This is a genomic window from Actinosynnema sp. CS-041913 (assembly GCF_050942485.1).
In the GTDB taxonomy this organism is placed as follows: Bacteria; Actinomycetota; Actinomycetes; order Mycobacteriales; family Pseudonocardiaceae; genus Actinosynnema.
In genome coordinates, this window is sequence record NZ_CP192037.1 from 5455356 (window position 1) to 5473117 (window position 17762).

The window sequence follows — 17762 nt, forward strand, 5'->3', positions numbered from 1 at the left end:
CCTCGTGGGTCGTCACGCACGCGGTGGGGCCGTCGATCGGCCCCACCGCCGACTCCAATCCCGTCCCGCTAGACCACCTTGGCGTCGATGAGCTGTTGCCAGACGACGCCCTGGTCCACGACCTCGACGCCGAGCTTCTCGGCCTTGGCGATCTTGCTCGCACCGACCTCGGCTCCGGTGATGAGCAGATCGGTGTTCGCCGACACCGACGACGCGATGGTCGCGCCGGCCTTCTCGCACAGCCTCTGGAAGGTGGGGCGGGGGACTTTCTCGCCGGAGCGCGGGTCGCTGATCGCCCCGGTGATCACCACCGTCCGGTCGGCCAGCGGCGCGTCGGACGCGACGACGGGCGGCAGGTCTTCTTCGCGCACGTCCAGGGAAACGCCGCGCTGCCGCAGCCGTTCCAGTTCGGGCCGCAGCCGGGTCAGGTGCTCGATCAGCGACGACGCGACCTTCGGGCCGATGTCCTCCACTGCCACCAGGCGTTCCTCGCCGGCGTCGGCGACCTCCTCCAGCGAGCCGAACCCCGCGCGGCACAGTCGGGTGGCGGTGCCCTCCGACGCCATCGGGATCGCCAGACCGATCAGCGCCCGGCGCAGCCCCACGCCGCGGCTGTGGGCGATCGACTCGATCATGCGCGCGGCCGAGACCTCGCCGATGCGCTCGAACTCCAATAGCTGTTCCCTGGTCAGGGCGTAGAAGTCCGACGGGTGTTCCAGCAGGCCGGCCTCGGCGAGCCGTTCGATCCACACCGGACCGACCGCCTCGATGTCCGCCGCGGCCCGGGACGCCCAGTGGATCAGCCGCCGCACGGTCTGGGCGGGGCAGGCGACGTTGGTGCAGAACAGCTCCCGGCTGTTGCCCTGCTCGGTCAGCGCCTGCCCGCACGACGGGCACGCGGCGGGCGGCACGATCTCCCGCTCCGCCCCCGTGCGCTTCGACTCGTCCAACACCCCGGCGACGAACGGGATCACGTCGCCCGCGCGGCGGACCAGCACGACATCACCGATGCGGATGCCGCGCGCCCGGATCACCTCCTGGTTGGCCAGCGTCGCGCGGGTGACCGTCGTGCCGCCCACGAACACCGGCTCCAACTGGGCCACCGGGGCGATCTTGCCGGTCTTGCCCACGTCCCAGACCACATCGGACAGCACCGTGGTCTTCTCCTCGGCGGCGAACTTGTAGGCCAGCGCGCCGCGGGGCGAACTCGACCGGGTGCCGGCGGCGGCGAAGGCGTCCCGGTTCGCCAGCCGCAGCACCGCGCCGTCCAGGTCGTAGTCGAGGTCGTTGCGCCCCTGCTCGATCCGGGTGATCACGGCCTGCGACGCCGCCGCGTCGGCGCAGTGCCGCATCTCGGCGACGTCGAACCCGAGGGTGCGCAGGCCCTCCTCCAGGTCGGCGGCGGCGCCCCCGGCCGAGGTGTCCAGGTCGAACCCGAAGAACCTCAGCCGGCGTTCGGCGACCGTGGCCGGGTCCTTGGCGCGCAGCGTGCCGGCGGCGGCGTTGCGCGGGTTGATCAGCGGCTTGTCCGGGTGCGCCTCGTTGTAGGCGGCGAAGGTCGAGCGCAGCATCACCGCCTCACCGCGCACCTCGACCCGGCCGGGCGCGTCGATCCGCTCCGGGACGCCGTCGACCAGGGCTCTGACCAGTGGCGTCACGTCGTCGCCGGTGGTCCCGTCGCCGCGGGTGACCGCCCGTGCGAGCCTCCCCTCCTCGTAGACCAGCGCCAGCGACAGCCCGTCCAGCTTCGGCATGACCACCACCGGCTGGCCGGGGAAGCGGTCGAAGAACGCGGCGACCTGCTCGGGCCGGGTCGCCTTCTCCAGCGACAGCATCGGCCGCGAGTGCCGGACCGGCGCGTGCAGCACCGCCGGCGCGCCCACCTGCTCCAGCGGGTTCGGGTCCGGCGCCAGCTCCGGGTTCGCCTCGATCAAACCCCGCAGCTCGTCCTCGATCGCGTCGTACTCGGCGTCCGCCACCAACGGCGAACCGCGGTAGTAGGCGTCACGCAGCACCACGACCTGGTCGGCCAGTTCCCGGATCCGTTCCACAGCGTCCACGCCGCGAACGCTACCTGCGCCCACCGACAGAACACGTGCCGCGACCGGTGGGCTGTCACCCGGTCGGGTTGACAGTGTTGATCATGTGTGGAAGAACTTGCGCGCTGTCGCCCGACTGGTTCCGGGTGGTCCCCCGGGGGCTACGGTTGCTGGGTCGAATGGGCGACGGGGGGATCCGTTCGGGGCGGTGGCACTGCATGATCGGTGCGGAGCGCAGTCCGGTTTCGAACGCGGCGGAGGGCTGGAGAGGCGGGGCCGAAGCGACGGGTCGAGGTCGACTGAGGAGTTGTTGCTGGTGAGCCAGGCGTGGGACAGATCACCGACCCGCATCGACCTGCTCCACAGTTTTCAGGTGCTCGACAGCACCGAGTTGCCGGCTCGCGTGCTGGCGGCCGGCGCGAACCTGGACCCCACACAGCTCGGCTCGGTGCCGGCGTCGCTCCACGACCGGACCGAGGGAGTGGTCAAGCTCGGGGACGACCTGTTCGGCTGGGCGCCCGCGCCGCCGCCGCTGCCCGACCCGTGGCGTGATCCCGCGCGGTCGGTGGCCCGTCGTATCGGCGAGGACCTGCTGTTATCCCTGGACGCCGTGTGCCAGGCACTGGGGCGTCCGGTGCAGGGCTTCGACTACGAGCCCGACACCGTGGTCCTGCCGCCGATGCGGTTCCCCGATCCGGCACACGCCACGTCCTGGCTGCGCCGCCACCTGGTTTCGGCGTCGGCCGCGGTGCGCGCGTGCGGCAGGGCACGGATGCGGTCGTTGGCGGTCGCGTTGGCGGCACGCCTGTGGATCTGCGCGCCGGCCGACGTGGACGACCGGTGGGCGGCCGGCCTGACCGACGCCGGCACCCGGGCCGCGATCGACGCCCGCGAGCCGCGGACCTTCGCCCGGTTGTTGCGGTTGAGCGCGCAGTGGTTCGCCGACCGGGGCGATTTCGCCACGGCGGAAGCGCACGGGGTGCGCGAGTGGATGGCGTGGAAGAGACTGGACGACGTCGACGGCATGATCGACGTGCTGTGGCACCGCGCGGCGGTGTACCGGGCGGCGCGACGCGGCTCCAGCGAGTTGGACTGCTACCCGCGGCTGCTGTCGCTCTACCGACGGCGCGGAGACGAAGTCGGTATCGCGCGGACGTCGGCGGCCAACGGCTCGGCGTTGTTCGCCGTGGGACGCGACCGGGACGCGGCGGAACAGCTTCACCGAACGGTCCGCGACATCGCGAAACTGCCCGCCTTCCCCACCGGGGAACACGCCGCCGCACTGGAGACCTTGGGGCGCGCGCACTGGCGACTGGGCGCGTGGACCGCGGCACGCAGACGCTTCCACGCCGCGTTACGCCTCGTGGACGGCACCGACGGGCAGACCGCGGACCGTATCCGCGGCCTGCTCGGCGTCCCCGACGGGCAACCGCTGCCGGAAGCCCCGGACTAGCGGTCCCACCAGAGATTGACCAGCGTCCACGCGACCTGGATCAACGTGAGCACCGGTTTCACCGCCCTGAAGAGCTTGCGCCACACCGAAGTCGACCGCCGGCGGCGATGGCGGCCGGTGCCGCGGGCGATCCGGCGGGGCGGACGGCCTAACCGGAGGCGGCGGCGGGCAGGAGGTCGGGTCATGATCGTGTCGAGGTCTTTTCGGTTCGGGGACGGTCAGTCCGGGGGTGGGTCGAACAGGTTCTCGTCGGTCTCGGGGGCGGGCGGGCGCTGCACCGTGAACAGGTCGAGCACCTCGTGGCACACGAAGACCTTGTTGTAAGACTTGTCGTCGACGACCTCCAGGATTCCCTTCCCGACCAGGTGACGGGTCACCTGGGAAGCGGTGTAGTCGGAGAAGCCGTAGGCCGCCTCCAAACCCCGGTTGCTGGTCACCGGCGCGGTGACCAGGCCCGCCACCACGCGCTGCACGGCCGGGGAACCCCCGGCCCGCTCCAGCAGCACCTGCCGCAGCCGCCCCATGTCGTCCATCAGGCGCAACTGCTCCTCCGCCTGGGTGCGCACGCCGTCGGCGTAGAAGGTGATCCACTCCTCGACCGGGCCGCCCTCCACGACCGCCCGTATCCGGGCGTGGTAACCCTTCCCGCGCGCGGCGGGCCACGACGCCAACGGCAGCACCTGGGCGCGGACCAGCCCGGAGCGCACCATCGCGAGGGAGCTGTAGATCCGGGCCAGGTGGCCGTTCGCCTCGGGATAGGGCTGCAACAGCTCCAGGTGCAGGTGCCCGAGCGCGATCCGGCCGACCCGCGACAGCGGATGCGGTCGCCCCACCCAGGCCGACCACTCCGCCAGCGCCCGGCCAAGGCGTTCCCCCGGCGGCATGGTCAGCACGTACGCCTGGTCCGGGGTCGGCCCCAACCACCCTTGGTAAGCGCGCAGTCCGTCCTCCAGCGACCGCGGCCCGCGCCCGGTCAGCCTCGCGCTGACCGCACCCAACAGCTCCAGGTCGATCGCCGCCCCGGCCGCCAGCCGGTCCGCGCCGTACCGGGAGGCGAGGATGAACCGGCCTACCGGATTCCGGTCCAGGACGACCTCCTCGGGATCGCCCACCCCCTCCGCCGCGCGCGTCAGCATCAGGTCGACCAGCCAGGTCTCCAGCATCGACGCGTCCACGCCGACCAGCTCCGCCGAACTGCGCACCTCGCGGAACCGGGTGCAGAGCACGAACATCTCGCGGTCCGGCAGCCGGTGCACCGCCTCGTCCACCCGTCCGACCGCGTGCTCGGCGTTCGCCAGTTCCCGGTGGGCCGCGGTGGACAGGACGATGTCGGCGGGCAGCGAGGACGGCGCGAACGCCCGCTCCCCGCGCAACTGCTCGGGCACCGCGGAGACGTCGCCCGGCTCGACCCACTCGCCGTACGGCGACGCCCCAGAAGACATGGGGCGAATCGTGGAGCATTCGAGCAAAATCGCGCAACTGCTCGACTGGCGCTGATCAGGATTCGCGACACCACGGCCCCGAACAGCCGCCCGCGCGCCGAGAAGTGCCGTGCCCCGGCTAGCAAGAGCATCCCTGCACGTCAGAGAACTACGACAACCCAGCGAATACGCAGAATTGCGGTTGACGGGGCATCCACCGGACGTCGGGGGCATTCGTCACGGCGCTACCGCTACCCCGGTATTCCCGCGCGCCGGGAATGAGAACTTCACTCGGTCGGGTGACGATTGATCAGGTCACCTCGAAGTTCGCCATCATCGCCATGTCCTCGTGCTCGGCGTTGTGGCAGTGGAACACGTAGCGGCCGGGGTAGCCGTCGAAGCGGGTGATGACCTCGACCGCCTGGCCCGGACCCAGGTCGACGGTGTCCTTGACGCCGGCGTCGAACGGTCCGGGTGGACCACCGCCGCGCGAGAGGATGTGGAAACCCACCAGGTGCAGGTGGACGGGGTGGTGCAGATCGGCGACGAACCGCCAGACCTCCACGTCGCCCAGCCGCGGCCGGGCCGCCATCCGGTCCGGTGCGAACGGTTCGCCGCCGATCACCCAGCCCGCACGCCCGTGGACGCGGCCCGCGCGGAACGAGAACTCGCGGGTCGTGGTGGCCTGCGACCGGGTGAGCGGAGCGATGTCGCCGAGCCGCGGCGGTATCCGGCTCTCGTCCGGCGCGTGGCGGGCGACGACGAACCGCATGACCTGCGCGGTCGAACCGGAGCCGAGGCGGTTCACCAGGGTGACCCGGGTGCCGACCGGGTACCGGCCGAAGTCCACGATGACGTCGTACCGCTCGGCCGGGCCGATCGGCAGGTGGTCGTGGCTGCGCGGGGCGTCCAGGAGCCCTTGGTCGCTGCCGATCTGGACGAGCCCGCCACCGCCGGCCGGCGGTGGTTCCAGCGCGAGGTCGTAGCGGCGGGCGTTGGAGGCGTTGAGGATGCGGAGCCGGTACCGGGCCGCCGCTACCTCGTGCACCGGCCACGGCGCCCCGTTGACCAGGATGACGTCGCCGAACACGCCTTCCACGTACTCAGCTTCGACGCCGGGGACGGTCCGCAGTGTCCGGTCGATGGACGGGTACGAGAACGCGCCGTGCTCGTCGAAGGCGCGGTCGGCGATCATCAGCGGCAGTTCGCGGTCCCCTGCCGGGAGGCCCAGCGCCTCCTCCTCGTCGTCACGGACCAGGTGGAAACCGGCCAGCCCCCGGTACACGGCCGGGCCGGTGAAGTCCATGCGGTGGTCGTGGTACCACAGGGTCGCCGCACGTTGCCGCAGCGGGAAGACGTAGTCGCGGGAGCCGTGCGCGATACGGGCGCGGGCATCGTGCATACCGTGCGCCGGGTGGCCACCGTCCCAACCCGACACCGGCAGGACGAGATCGGTCGGGTAGCCGTCCGAGTCGGCGGGTGTCCGCCCGCCGTGCAGGTGGACCACGGTCGGCACGGGGAGCTCGTTGCGGTGGTGGACCACGGCCGTCCGGTCCCGCCGCGACTCGATGGTCGGCCCGGGGAACGTCCCGTCGTACCCCCAGATCGGCGTCCGGATGCCCGGCAGGATCTCCGCTGTCGCCTCGCGCTGGGTGATCGTGTAGTGATCGGCGTCGGCTGTCCTCAGTGGACGGAGGACCGGCGGGATCGGCAGCGGCACCCGGAACGGCTTCGGCAACGGAACCCCGCTGCGCAGCAACTCGCCCGTGCCCTGCGCGCCCGCGCCGAGGAGCCGCGGTCCCGCCAGCCCGGCGGCGAGGAGGAGGCCGGCCCCGCCGGTGAGCCCCAGGAACGTCCGCCGGGGAATCCGCCCGCTCATCGGCCCACCCGCCACGCCTGCGGACGCCACACGGCGACCGTCGTCAGCACCATCGCGGCGACCAGCGCGACCCCGAGCGGCACGTGCAGGTCGAGGACGCCGGCGAGCCCGGCGAAGTACTGCCCGGTCTCCCCCGCGGCGACGAGCAGGCCGACCCCGAACAGCCATCGCGGTCCGCCGGCCAGCCACAGCACCAGGGCCGCCAGGACCTGCGCGTAGCCCAGGTAGGACACCACGTCGGCGCCCCACCGGTGCAGCCCGAGCATGTCGTAGTCGCCGCTCAGGTAGCCACCGGCGAACACCGGCTGACCGCTGACCGCGACGGCGTGGGCGCTCACGAGCACCCGGTTGACCAGCAGCACCCCGGTCGCCGACCGGCGTCGCGGGATCACGGTTGCATTCACGCGACCGACCGTAGGATCTGCCGCCTTATACTGTCCAAGACAAGAATAGTCATCTGTTCATAACAGAAGAGGCATCAGCAGTGGATCTCCTGGCACTCCGCTACTTCCAGGCGGTCGCCCGGCTGGAGCACGTCGGCCGGGCCGCTGACCGGTTGCGGATCGCGCAGCCGTCACTCAGCCGGACGCTGGCCAAGCTGGAGAACGACCTGGGCGTGCCGCTGTTCGACCGGCACGGCCGCCGCATCCGGCTCAACCGCTTCGGCGCCGCGTTCCTCCGGCGCGTCGACCGGGCACTGGCCGAACTGGACGATGCCCGTCAGGAACTCTCCGACGCCGCCGGTCTCGAACGCGGCACCGTGTCCGTCGCCGCCGAGACCCTGTTGCCCCTCACCGAAGTGCTCCGGTCGTTCATCGCCGACCACCCGCTGGTCGACGTGCGGCTGCGCCAGTCGTCGGCGGCGGTGATGGCGGAACAGCTTCGGAACGGCGACGTCGACCTGTGCGTCGCCTCGCAGCCCCTGACCGGCCCGGAGATCCGGAGTCGCGTGCTCGTGGACGAACCCGTGCTGCTGTGCGTGCCGGTCGGACACCGGCTCGCCGAACGCCGGCACGTCGGCATCCCCGACCTGGCCGGCGAACCCCTCATCACGACCCGGGTCGGCTACTGGCAACGGGAACTCGCCGAACGACTCTTCGCCAAAGCCGGCCTCGAACCCCGCATCGTGTGCGAGGGCGACGAACCGGCGGTGCTGTTCCACCTCATGGGCGTCGGCCTCGGCATCGGGCTCGTGCCGGCCACCGGCCGGCGCTCCGACACCAGCGGGACCGTGGCGTGGTTGGACGTCGACGATCCGGACTGCCACCGGGTCCTCACCGTGGCGTGGCGGCGGGACACGTACCTCTCCGCCGCCGCGCAACGCTTCCGCGACCACACGATCGAGCACTTCCCCACGCGATGAGCGGTGCGCGCCGTCAGGGCGGTGCCGTCAGGGCGGTGCCGTCAGGGCGGTGCCGTCAGGGCGGTGCCGTCAGGGCGGTGCCGTCAGGGCGGTGCCGTCAGGGCGGTGCCGTCAGGGCGGTGCCGTCAGGGCGGTGCCGTCAGGGCGGTGCCGTCAGGGCGGTGCCGTCAGGGCGGTGCCGTCAGGGCGGTGCCGTCAGGGCGGTGCCGTCAGGGCGGTGCCGTCAGGGCGGTGCGGTCAGGCCGGCCTCGTAGGCGAGGATGGCGGCCTGGACCCGGTTGCGTGCGTCGAGCTTGTCCAGGATGGAGCTGACGTGGGCCTTCACCGTTCCCTCCACGATGTGCAGGGTGTGGGCGATCTCGGCGTTGGAGCGCCCGGCCCCGAGCAGTGCGAGGACGTCGCGTTCGCGTTCGGTCAGGGTGTGCATCCGTTGGCGTGCTCGGGTCGCCGAGACACCCATGTCGCGGTAGTCGCGGATGACGCGGTGGGCGACGGCCGGTGACAGGAACGCCGCCCCGGCCGCGACGGCGTGCACGGCCGTGATCAGCTCACGCGGGTCGGACGCCTTGAGCAGGAACCCGGCCGCGCCGCCGCCGAGAGCGTGCGCGATGTAGTCGTCCTGGCCGAACGTGGTGAGCATGACGACTCTCGTCGCCGGTGCCACCGCGGCGATCCCGGCGGCTGCGGCGAGGCCGTCGAGTCCGGGCATCCGGATGTCCAGCAACGCCACCTGCGGGCGGTGCGCACGCGCCAACTCCACGGCCTGCCGCCCGTCGGCGGCCTCGGCGACGACCTCGATGCCGCCGTCGGTGGCCAGGATCGCCCGCACACCGGCCCGCACCATCGCCTCGTCGTCGGCCAGCAGCACCCGGATCACTACGCCTGCTCCAACCGGGCCTTCGACACCAGCACACCGGCCACGAAACACAACTGGTAGACGTCCGGACCGACATCGAGCAGCCCGTCGCCGGCCTGGTAGTAGACGCAGCTCGCGTCGGCCGGTCGTGGTGGCGCTTCGATCACTCTCGGCGTCCGGCCGATGTCGTGCGGCGGCAGCAGCCGCTCGATGTCCGCGCGTGCCCGGCCGGGCCGCAGTTCCTCGTACCGGTCGTCCGCGAGCCCGGTCCGCGTGGCGGTGAGCTGCTGCACGACGACGAGTGACGCGATCAGCGCGAGCCCGCCGCCGACCGGCAGCGCCGCGGTCTGGAGCAGTCGGCGTCGGGTCAGCCGCCTGCTGACGCCGAGTCCGACACCGGGAGGGCCGTCCTCGCGCGGCGCCGTGTCGTCGGGCAGCACCGCGCGCACCGTCCAGCCGCCGTCCGGCCGGGGGCCCGCCGCGAGCCGGCCGCCGGCCAGCCGGACCCGCTCGTCCAACCCGATCAGCCCCTGCCCGGCCCCCGTGCCGGCACCCGGTCGCGCCGCCGCGTCGTTGACGACCTCGACGCGGGTGCCGGTGTCCTGCCGGGTAAGCGTGACGGTCACCTGCGCGCCCGGCGCGTGCCGGGTGGCGTTGGTCAGCGACTCCTGGACCACGCGGTGGGCTGCCTGGCTGGTCATCGGCGACCAGGCCGGGACCGGGCCGTGGTGCCGGAACTGCACCCGCAGGCCGGCCGCGGCGGCGCGCCGGACCAGGGCGTCGATGCTCTCGTCCGCCGGATGGAGGTCGGCCGCGGCGTCCGCGCGGCCGAGCACCCGGATGATCTCGTGCAGCCGGTGGGTGGCCCGGACCGCGCCGGCCCGCAGCTCGCCCGCGGACCGGCGCTGCTCGTCGGTGAGCCCGGTCGCGAGTTCCAGCGCGCCGCCGTGCAGCGCGATCAGCGCCAGTTCGTGCCCGAGCGAGTCGTGCATGTCCTGCGCGATCCGAGCCCGCTCGCGCAACCGGGCCTGATCGGCGACGATGCCGCGCTCACGCGCGCGTTGTTCGGCGCGCAGCCGCCGGTAGCGGCCGACCCACCACGGCAGCACCGAGGCGGTGAACTCCGCCGACACCACCGAGAGCCAGCCGGCGATCGGGTCGGGCGAGAGCCGGAACGCGAGCGCCAGGCCGGTGAACGTCACGGCGGTGAACACCCACAGCGCGAGCGGGAGGGACGCCATCCACCGGCCCGCCGGGTACGCCAGCACGGCCATCGGCAACAGCAGCCAGCCGCCGCCGTCGAAGGTCAGCACCACCGAGAGGGACAGCCCGGCCGACAGGAGCAGCGGCGGCGCCCAGCACAGGTCTGCTCGCCGGTGTCGCACCGGACCCACGATACAAACCGGGGCGGTCGCCGTGCCCCCGACGAAAGTAAGGGTGCCTGCCTGTCGGAAGTCCAATGCCCCAGCGGGGTCGGCATCCCTAGCGTCGACGCGGTGATCACCGCCGAGCCGGCGGTGTGGTCGCGAAACCCGACCCGACAAGGAGATACGCGAGTGGTACGCACATTCATGACGGTGATCGCCGGTGTGGTGGCGGCTGCGGCGCTCGTCGCGCCGGCCGGCGCCTCGCCGGGCGAGTTGGTGCTGCCCGCGCCGACCGGGCACCACCCGGTCGGTTGGCACCGACTGCACCTGGTCGACCAGGACCGGACCGACCCGTGGGTGCCGACCGGACCACGGGAGCTGATGGTCTCGGTGTGGTACCCGGCCGCCACGGCGCGCGGCGACCGCGTGCCGTACGCCAGCGCCGAGGAGTCGCGGCTGCTGTTGGAGCAATACGGCATCACCGACGTGCCTCCGGATGCGCTGACCAGGGTCCGCACCCACGCGCGGGCCGGAGCGCCGCCGCTGCGCACACCCCGTCGGCTGCCGCTGGTCGTGCTGTCGCCGGGCCTGGCGTTCCCGCGCTGGACGCTCACGACGCCGGCCGAGGACTTGGCCAGTCGCGGATATGTCGTGGTCGGCGTCGACCACACCTACGAGGGCGCGGCGGTCACGTTCCCCGACGGGCGCGTGGCCGAGTGCGTGGTGTGCGAGGGCGGCGCGAGCGGCGCGGCGATCACCGCCAGTAGGGCCTTGGACATCTCGTTCGTGCTGGACCGCGTGCTCGCCCGGTACCGGAACCTGGTCGACCCGCACCGGATCGCGGCCGGGGGCCACTCGATCGGCGGGGCCGCCGCCGGCGCCACGATGCTCGCGGACCCGCGCGTGGACGCCGGGTTCAACCTCGACGGATCGTTCCAGCCGGCTTTCACCCGGGACCTGCCCCGCCCGTTCCTCCTGGTGAGCGCGGAGGACCGGAGTCCGGGGAACCGCCCGGACTGGGATCAAACGTGGCCGCGCCTGACCGGCTGGCGGCACTGGCTCCAGGTGCCGGACATGCAGCACGCTTCGGCGAGCGACGCCGCCGTCATCGTGGAATGGCTGGGCCTGCCCGCCCAGCCGCTGCCGGGCACCCGGGTGGTCGAGATCATCCGCACCTACCTGGCCGCGTTCGCCGACCTGCACCTGCGGCACCGCCCCCAACCGCTGCTGGACGGGCCGTCGCCCCGGTTCCCCGAGGTGCGCTTCGTGAGCCCGGCCCGTTGATCAGGGGCGACGACTCGTAACGTCGCGCGGCGTCCGGTCGATCCTCCCGCTGGCCTGGCAGTCCGCCCGATCCGGGAGAGTGGCGTGAGCGAACGACCCGGACTACCCGGACCGCCCCGGCGCCGCCTCCGCGTCCGGCTGCACCGAGGGCCCCAGCCCGAGTGCCGCCCGAACCTCGAAGTGCCGCAACAGGAACGCCCGCTCGTCCAGCCGCTTCCGCCGCAGCCAGCCGGTGACCTCGGCGTTGCACTTGCTCGTGTTGCACGCACGGCAGGCGGGCACGATGTTGTCGAGGGTGTAGCGCCCGCCGCGCGAGAGGGCCAGCACGCAGTCCCGTTGCAGCGGCTGGTCGGTCGCGCCGCAGTACGCGCACCCGCCCCAGGCGGTCCGGAGCGCGGTCCACTGCTCGTCGGTCAGGTCGTGCTCGACGCGGTCCATCCGGCGTTGGCGTCGGCGAGCGGCACGGGCCTTTCGACTTCGGTTGACCGCCATCCGGACAGCGTACCCAGCCCCCCGGTCAGGGCGGACGGGCAGCCGGCGAGCGGTTCCACAAAGGACAGAGCGGTAGAGACAACCACCCGCCTGAGTAGACGTGTGACTACCAGGGCGGACGCTGGAAGACGCGTGTCGAGTAAGCTCTGACGCCTTGGCCGCCCGACGCCGCCTCGACCCGTAGTCCTTCCCGGCAGGGCGGGCACGCTGTCGAAAACGCGTCCGGCGGTGAGCCGCCTCGCGTGCTCTAAAGTAAGGGTGTGACCACGTCACAGGCGATATCCGGAACACCGGCGCGGCTACGGAAGTGACAGGGAGCAGGAGCGTGGGACCGAAGAGCACGGCGAGTCCTGCGCGCAGGCCCACCCTCCACGACGTCGGACGCCTCGCGGGGACATCGACGGCCGTCGTCAGCTACGTCCTCAACGGCGGGCCCCGGCCGGTTTCGGACAAGACGCGGATCAAGGTCGAAGAAGCCATCCGGATGCTCGGCTACCGGCGCAACCCCCTCGCGGGCGCGTTGAGCGGTGGCCGGTCCAACCTCGTCGGGCTGCTGGTGCCCGACACCGCGAACGCCTTCTTCGGCGAACTCTCGCGCTGCATCGAGGCGGAGGGGCGTCGCCGAGGCCTGCTCACCCTGCTCGGCAACACCGGCTACCACTCGTCCCTCGGGGACGAATACGGCAAGGCGTTCTCGGAGCTGCGACCACGCGGGATCTTCGTGACGACCGGCGAGGAGCCCCGACAGGAGGACGGGACGCCCAGGGTCTACGTGCAGTGGGCCGCGCCCGACACCACCTCGCCGAGCGTGACCTTCAACGACTTCCAGGGCGCGAAGCTCGTCGTGGAGCACCTGCTCCGACACGGCTACCAGGACATCTTCTGCGTGGCCGGAGCAATCGAGGAGGGTCCGGCGCAAGGCCGGGAAGGCGGCTGGCGCCAGGCGATGGAGGACGCCGGACTGCCCACGGAAGGTAGGCTCATCCGTGCCCTCTTCGACCGGGTGGAGGTGGAGAGGGCGGTGCGGCACGTCCTCGAAAGCGAGCACCGGCCGCGCGCGATCTACGCCACGACCGACGAGCAGGCGCTCGTGACGATCCGCACGGCGACGAACCTGGGGCTGCGCGTGCCGGATGACCTCGCCGTGGTGGGCTTCGACGGCATCCGCGAGGCACGGCTCGGGAGCTTCCCGCTCACCACCATCAGCCTGCCGCTGGAGGAGCTGGCGGTCCGCGCCTTCGACGCCCTGGACGCCGTGGACGAAGGCGAAGGTCCGGGGGCTTCGGTGGTGTTGGACGGCACGCTCAGCATCGGCGTGACGTGCGGTTGCGAGCACGGCACAGCCGCCGACGGGTGATTCCCGCGGTGTCCGGGTCGCGCCGGCCCCGCCACGCGAGCACACGGCGGGGCTGACGCTGTCCGACCAGGCCTACGGCTTGGGCGTGTGCTCGTCCGACCCGTAGTTCGGGCTCAAGGACAGGGCGCTGAACCGGAACGGGCGGTCGACGCGGTTGAAGCCGAGCGGGCAGTGGCGGACGCCCGCGGGCAGGTAGACCGAGCCGCTCGTGGTGATCGTGTGCCGGACGCCCTCGATGTCCAGGTAGATCTCCGCGCCGAGGTCGTCCACGTTGTCCGGGTCGTTGCCGTGCCAGATCAGGACCTCGTCGTAGTCGTGCTCGTGCTCCTTCACCCACTGCACGGGGGTGTCGCACTCGCTGATCCACGTGTAGGTCAGGTGGATCTTGCTCTGGGGCACCTCCTGCGAGCGCATGAGGGCGAGCGCGGGGCCCACGTTGTCCGGCTCCACGATGTCGGCGGCGGCTCCCTCGTTGACGAGGTCGTCGATACAGCTCTGCATCTTCCTGACGAACAGGTGTTCGTACGGACTGGTCATCGTCCCTCTTCCTCCGGTGGTCGCCCTGGGCGGTCGGCGCCGAGGCTAGCAACGTTCTAAACGATTAGATAGATCCTCCGGAACCTCTTCCGTCCTGCCGGAAGCCGACGTACTGTGTGGCGCAGTTCATCCGGGACCGAGCGCGGGGGGGCACGGTCTAACGGCTTAGAACCCAGACCATCCGCCTTCGGAACTGGAGTTGCCCAATGTCGCGCAGACCCCCACGCCCCCGGCACGCCGTCGGGTCGGGCAGGCCGGCCGGACGCCCCTCGTCCAGGCTGCTCGGCGTCACCGCCGGTGTCGTCCTCGCCGCGGCGGCGCTCACGGGCTGCGCTCCTCCGGAACGGGCCGGGGACGGTGGGAGCGGCACGCTCCGCATCGCCGCCGCCACCGACCCCGGCGAGAGCCTGAACCCCTACGCGAGCAACCAGAGCCCCACCCAGCAGCTCCGCAGCGCCCTGCTGTACGAGGGCCTCACCCGCCTGGACCCCACGGGCAAGGTCGAGTGGCGCCTCGCCACCGACATGACCCCGAACGCGGACTTCAGCGAGTGGACGATCAAGCTCCGCCCCGGCGTCGAGTTCACCGACGGGAGCGGCTTCACCTCCGCCGACGTGGTGGCGAGCATCAAGTACCTGCGCGACCCCGCGCACGCCGTCCAGGGGCTGGCGTTCATCGAGAAGATCGACCCGGACGCCGTGGCGGCGGTGGACGAGCTGACCGTCCGGGTCGGGTTGAGCGAGCCCTTCGCACCCTTCAAGGACATCTGGGCGAACGTCCTGCTGCCCATGACCAAGGCGGGCTCGGTGCCCGAGCAGCCGATCGGCACCGGACCGTTCGCGGTCAAGAGCTTCTCCGCCGGACGACAGTCCACATTGGAGCGGTTCGACGGCCACTGGGGTGACCGGCCCAAGCTCGGCACGATCGACATCGTGGAGTTCCCGAGCCAGCAGGCGCAGGCGAACGCCCTGCTCTCCAACCAGGTCGACATCGCCTCGGGCGCGACCCCGACCATCGCGAAGTCGCTCGCGGGCCGGGACGACATCGAACTCCTCGACAGCAAGGGCGACTTCACGCTGCGGATCGGCTTCAACACCACCGTGGCTCCCTTCGACGACGTGCGGGTGCGCCAGGCGCTGCGCCTCCTGGTCGACCGGGAACAGGTCGTGTCCAACGCGTTCGGCGGGTACGCGCGGGTGGCGAACGACCACGAGGGCGGCACGCCGCAGTGCGGCACACCGGAGATCACCCAGCGCGCGCAGGACATCGAGCAGGCGAAGAAGCTCCTCGCCGAGGCGGGCCAGAGCGGCCTGTCGTTCGCCGTCACCACCGACGGACTCCTGCCCGGCATGCAGGAACTGGCCCAGGTGTTCTCCGAGAACGCCGCGAAGGCGGGCGTGAAGGTCGACGTCAACATCGTCACGGTGCCGGAGCTGCTGTCGAAGTGGGGCCAGTGGCCGGCGTTCATCGACTTCAACCCGATCCCCTACCTGCCGACCGTGATCGGCGGCCTCCTCCCGGACCGGGTCGGGAACGCCACGCACTGGGACAACGCCGACTTCGTGGGGCTCGCCGACCAGCTCTTCGTCGCGCCCGAGCCGCAGCAGTGCTCGATCATGAACCGGATGCACGTGATCGAGCACCAGCAGGGGGCGACCATCGTGCCCGCGTTCGTCAACGTGCTGATGCCCTACCGCAGCAACGTCAGCGGGCTGGTGCCGGACGTGAACGGCCGCCCGCTGTCCTTCCTGACGAACGTGACGGTCGGCGGCTGACCATGTCCCGACTGACGATGCGGATACGCACTCTCCATCGCGGTTCGCCGCCGGGTGCGAGGAGCACCACGATCCGGTGGCTGGCAGGTCGGCTCGTTCTCGGCGTGCTCGTGCTGTTCCTGGTGTCGGTGCTGCTCTTCCTCGTGACGCAGGCGCTGCCGGGCGACGTGGCGCGGATCATCCTGGGCAAGGACGCGACCGTCGAGCAGGTGGCGGCCCTCCGCCGGCAGCTCGGGCTCGACCGGTCGCTCGTCGCCCAGTACTGGCAGTGGCTCTCCGGCGTGCTCACCGGGGAGATGGGCACCTCCCTGGAGAACGGCGAGCCCGTGGTCGACATCATCGGGCCGAGGATGTTCAACTCGTTCACCCTCGGCCTCATCTCGATGGTCCTGATCCTCCCGCTCGCCGTGGTCATCGGCGTCCTCAGCGCCTACCGGCGCGACAGCGCCTTCGACAAGGCTTTCGTCGCGGTGTCCTCGCTGTTCACCGCGCTCCCGGCCTTCGTCGTGGGAATGCTGCTGATCGCGTTCTTCGCCACGTCGGTGCTCGGCGTGCTGCCGGGCGTCTCGAACATCCCGCCCGGAGACCTGCCCTGGTGGTACCCGGCGGAACTCGTCCTGCCGGTCACCACCCTGACGCTCATGGGTGTCATGTACCTCGGGCGCCTGGTTCGCGCCTCGTTCATCGACGCGATGAACAGCGAGTACGTGCAGACGGCGATCCTGAAGGGACTCAGCGGTCGCCGCATCCTGTTCCGACACGCCCTGCCCAACGCGATCGCGGCAAGCCTTCCGGCGGCCAGCCTCGTCGCCGCGGTCACCATCACGGGCGTCGTCGTGGTCGAGTACGTGTACTCCTACCCGGGCCTCGGGACGGCGGTGGTCAGCGCGGTGAATTCCCACGACCTGCCCGTGATGCAGGCGTCCATCCTCATCCTCGCCACCGCGTACTACGTCTTCAACCTCCTTGCGGACGTCTTCGCGGCCATGAGCAGGTCGCGATGAAGGAGCAGGCAGTGACGATGAATCAGACACCCGGCCTGCCGGTGCCGGAGACTCCGCTGATCGGGGACGCGGCGGGCGCTGTCGCCGTGGCGGGTGGGAAGAGCGGCCTCTCCGTGCTCGGCCGTGCCCTCCGCACCGGACCGGCCCGGCTCGGGCTCGTGCTGCTCACGGCGGTCGGACTGGTGGTCGTGCTCGGGCCGTTGCCCGCGCCCCATGCCCCGGACGCCATCGTCGGGCAGCCGTTGGCGGGGCCGGGCGGGAAGTTCCTGCTGGGCACCGACATCCTCGGCCGGGACGTGCTGAGCCGCCTGCTCCACGGGGGCCTCAACCTGACGTGGATGGCGTTGCTCGCCGCGGGTCTCGGCGTGTTCCTCGGCTGTCTCGTCGGCCTCACCGCCGCCTACCGGGGCGGAGCCGTCGACACGGTGCTGATGCGGGCCATGGACGTCCTGTTGAGCTTTCCCGAGATCATCTTCGTGCTCCTGTTCGTGTCCATGCTCGGCCGGAGCACGCTGCTGACCGCGGTGCTCGTCGGAGTGGCGTTCGTGCCCGGCGTCTCCCGCGTGATGCGCGGCGCGGCACTGCCGGTGATCGGCAGCGAGTACGTGCTCTGGGCGCGGGCGAACGGGCTGCCGGCGACGCGGATCCTCCTCCGGGAGGTTTTGCCCGGCGTGACCTCGCCGCTCATGGTGGAGACCGGCATGCGGCTCGTCTGGGCGGTCTCGGCGATCGCCTCGCTGAGCTACCTCGGGTTCGGCATCGCCCCGCCGGCGGCGGACTGGGGCCTGATGGTCGGCGAGAACCAGGACGGCCTCTCGATCGCTCCCCTCCCGGTGCTCGCGCCGATCGCGCTGATCCTCATGATGGCGCTCGGGGGCAACCTCATCGCCGAATCCGTCGCCAGGACGGTCGGCCGCACGGAAGGGAAGAACTGA

Annotated in this window: 15 protein-coding genes; 7 read left to right on the top strand and 8 right to left on the bottom strand. The window is 71.7% G+C overall.

Annotation, left to right across the window (positions count from 1 at the left end; translation table 11 throughout):
• Nucleotides 1-68: 68 nt before the first annotated feature.
• The gene (gene ligA, locus ACQPZF_RS24775) at nucleotides 69-2060 is read right to left on the bottom strand and encodes an NAD-dependent DNA ligase LigA (protein ID WP_433260685.1); all 1992 of its coding nucleotides are present in this window, start codon (nucleotides 2058-2060) and stop codon (nucleotides 69-71) included.
• Nucleotides 2061-2412: 352 nt separating this feature from the next.
• Here ligA and ACQPZF_RS24780 point away from each other — a divergent pair, with 352 nt between their 5' ends.
• Complete coding sequence (locus ACQPZF_RS24780; protein WP_433260687.1) at nucleotides 2413-3492, top strand: hypothetical protein; 1080 nt, start codon at nucleotides 2413-2415, stop codon at nucleotides 3490-3492.
• A 218-nt stretch (nucleotides 3493-3710) separates the two neighbouring features.
• Here ACQPZF_RS24780 and ACQPZF_RS24785 read toward each other — a convergent pair whose 3' ends face one another.
• The 3 genes from ACQPZF_RS24785 to ACQPZF_RS24795 form a co-directional block, all read right to left on the bottom strand.
• Complete coding sequence (locus ACQPZF_RS24785) at nucleotides 3711-4934, bottom strand: Fic family protein (RefSeq protein ID WP_433260689.1); 1224 nt, start codon at nucleotides 4932-4934, stop codon at nucleotides 3711-3713.
• A gap of 289 nt (nucleotides 4935-5223) precedes the next feature.
• Nucleotides 5224-6792 carry a multicopper oxidase family protein gene (locus tag ACQPZF_RS24790; RefSeq protein ID WP_433274672.1) on the bottom strand — a complete coding sequence of 523 codons (1569 nt, stop codon included), beginning with the start codon at nucleotides 6790-6792 and terminating at the stop codon, nucleotides 5224-5226.
• The gene (locus ACQPZF_RS24795) at nucleotides 6789-7196 is read right to left on the bottom strand and encodes a hypothetical protein (RefSeq protein WP_433260691.1); all 408 of its coding nucleotides are present in this window, start codon (nucleotides 7194-7196) and stop codon (nucleotides 6789-6791) included. The genes ACQPZF_RS24790 and ACQPZF_RS24795 overlap by 4 nt, the downstream gene beginning before the upstream one ends.
• 80 nt (nucleotides 7197-7276) lie before the next feature.
• On the opposite strand from ACQPZF_RS24795, the gene ACQPZF_RS24800 reads away from it, so the two are divergent.
• Nucleotides 7277-8155: a LysR family transcriptional regulator gene (locus tag ACQPZF_RS24800; protein WP_433260692.1), complete on the top strand. Its 879-nt coding sequence runs from the start codon at nucleotides 7277-7279 to the stop codon at nucleotides 8153-8155.
• A gap of 223 nt (nucleotides 8156-8378) precedes the next feature.
• Here the strand turns inward: ACQPZF_RS24800 and ACQPZF_RS24805 are convergent, their stop codons facing one another.
• Nucleotides 8379-9032: a response regulator transcription factor gene (locus ACQPZF_RS24805; RefSeq protein WP_433260694.1), complete on the bottom strand. Its 654-nt coding sequence runs from the start codon at nucleotides 9030-9032 to the stop codon at nucleotides 8379-8381.
• The gene (locus ACQPZF_RS24810) at nucleotides 9032-10396 is read right to left on the bottom strand and encodes a sensor histidine kinase (protein WP_433260696.1); all 1365 of its coding nucleotides are present in this window, start codon (nucleotides 10394-10396) and stop codon (nucleotides 9032-9034) included. Before ACQPZF_RS24810 ends, ACQPZF_RS24805 begins: the two co-directional genes overlap by 1 nt.
• Nucleotides 10397-10567: 171 nt before the next feature.
• On the opposite strand from ACQPZF_RS24810, the gene ACQPZF_RS24815 reads away from it, so the two are divergent.
• Entirely contained in the window at nucleotides 10568-11662 is a 1095-nt protein-coding gene (locus ACQPZF_RS24815) for an alpha/beta hydrolase family protein (protein WP_433260698.1), read from the top strand.
• Between the two features lie 102 nt (nucleotides 11663-11764).
• On the opposite strand, the gene ACQPZF_RS24820 is transcribed toward ACQPZF_RS24815, so the two are convergent.
• Nucleotides 11765-12154 (bottom strand): HNH endonuclease, encoded by a 390-nt coding sequence (locus ACQPZF_RS24820; protein WP_433260700.1) that lies wholly within the window; start codon nucleotides 12152-12154, stop codon nucleotides 11765-11767.
• Between the two features lie 325 nt (nucleotides 12155-12479).
• On the opposite strand from ACQPZF_RS24820, the gene ACQPZF_RS24825 reads away from it, so the two are divergent.
• Entirely contained in the window at nucleotides 12480-13511 is a 1032-nt protein-coding gene (locus ACQPZF_RS24825) for a LacI family DNA-binding transcriptional regulator (RefSeq protein WP_433260702.1), read from the top strand.
• A 72-nt stretch (nucleotides 13512-13583) separates the two neighbouring features.
• On the opposite strand, the gene ACQPZF_RS24830 is transcribed toward ACQPZF_RS24825, so the two are convergent.
• On the bottom strand, nucleotides 13584-14048 hold the full coding sequence (locus ACQPZF_RS24830; protein ID WP_433260704.1) for a hypothetical protein: 465 nt from the start codon (nucleotides 14046-14048) through the stop codon (nucleotides 13584-13586).
• Between the two features lie 206 nt (nucleotides 14049-14254).
• On the opposite strand from ACQPZF_RS24830, the gene ACQPZF_RS24835 reads away from it, so the two are divergent.
• Genes ACQPZF_RS24835 through ACQPZF_RS24845 form a run of 3 tightly spaced genes read left to right on the top strand, consistent with a single transcriptional unit; the run spans nucleotide 14255 to nucleotide 17762 of the window.
• Nucleotides 14255-15823, top strand: coding sequence for an ABC transporter substrate-binding protein (locus tag ACQPZF_RS24835; RefSeq protein WP_433260706.1), 1569 nt, complete (start codon nucleotides 14255-14257; stop codon nucleotides 15821-15823).
• 17 nt (nucleotides 15824-15840) lie between these two features.
• Entirely contained in the window at nucleotides 15841-16827 is a 987-nt protein-coding gene (locus ACQPZF_RS24840; RefSeq protein ID WP_433260707.1) for an ABC transporter permease, read from the top strand.
• Nucleotides 16828-16844: 17 nt separating this feature from the next.
• Nucleotides 16845-17762: an ABC transporter permease gene (locus tag ACQPZF_RS24845; RefSeq protein WP_433274674.1), complete on the top strand. Its 918-nt coding sequence runs from the start codon at nucleotides 16845-16847 to the stop codon at nucleotides 17760-17762.

What these genes read in the sequence shown, in the direction of transcription:
- ACQPZF_RS24785 (WP_433260689.1), bottom strand. Translation starts at nt 4,934, where the DNA reads ATGTCTTCTGGGGCGTCGCCGTACGGCGAGTGGGTCGAGCCGGGCGAC.
- ACQPZF_RS24790 (WP_433274672.1), bottom strand. Translation starts at nt 6,792, where the DNA reads ATGAGCGGGCGGATTCCCCGGCGGACGTTCCTGGGGCTCACCGGCGGG.
- ACQPZF_RS24820 (WP_433260700.1), bottom strand. Translation starts at nt 12,154, where the DNA reads ATGGCGGTCAACCGAAGTCGAAAGGCCCGTGCCGCTCGCCGACGCCAA.
- ACQPZF_RS24830 (WP_433260704.1), bottom strand. Translation starts at nt 14,048, where the DNA reads ATGACCAGTCCGTACGAACACCTGTTCGTCAGGAAGATGCAGAGCTGT.
- ACQPZF_RS24835 (WP_433260706.1), top strand. Translation starts at nt 14,255, where the DNA reads ATGTCGCGCAGACCCCCACGCCCCCGGCACGCCGTCGGGTCGGGCAGG.
- ACQPZF_RS24840 (WP_433260707.1), top strand. Translation starts at nt 15,841, where the DNA reads ATGCGGATACGCACTCTCCATCGCGGTTCGCCGCCGGGTGCGAGGAGC.
- ACQPZF_RS24845 (WP_433274674.1), top strand. Translation starts at nt 16,845, where the DNA reads ATGAATCAGACACCCGGCCTGCCGGTGCCGGAGACTCCGCTGATCGGG.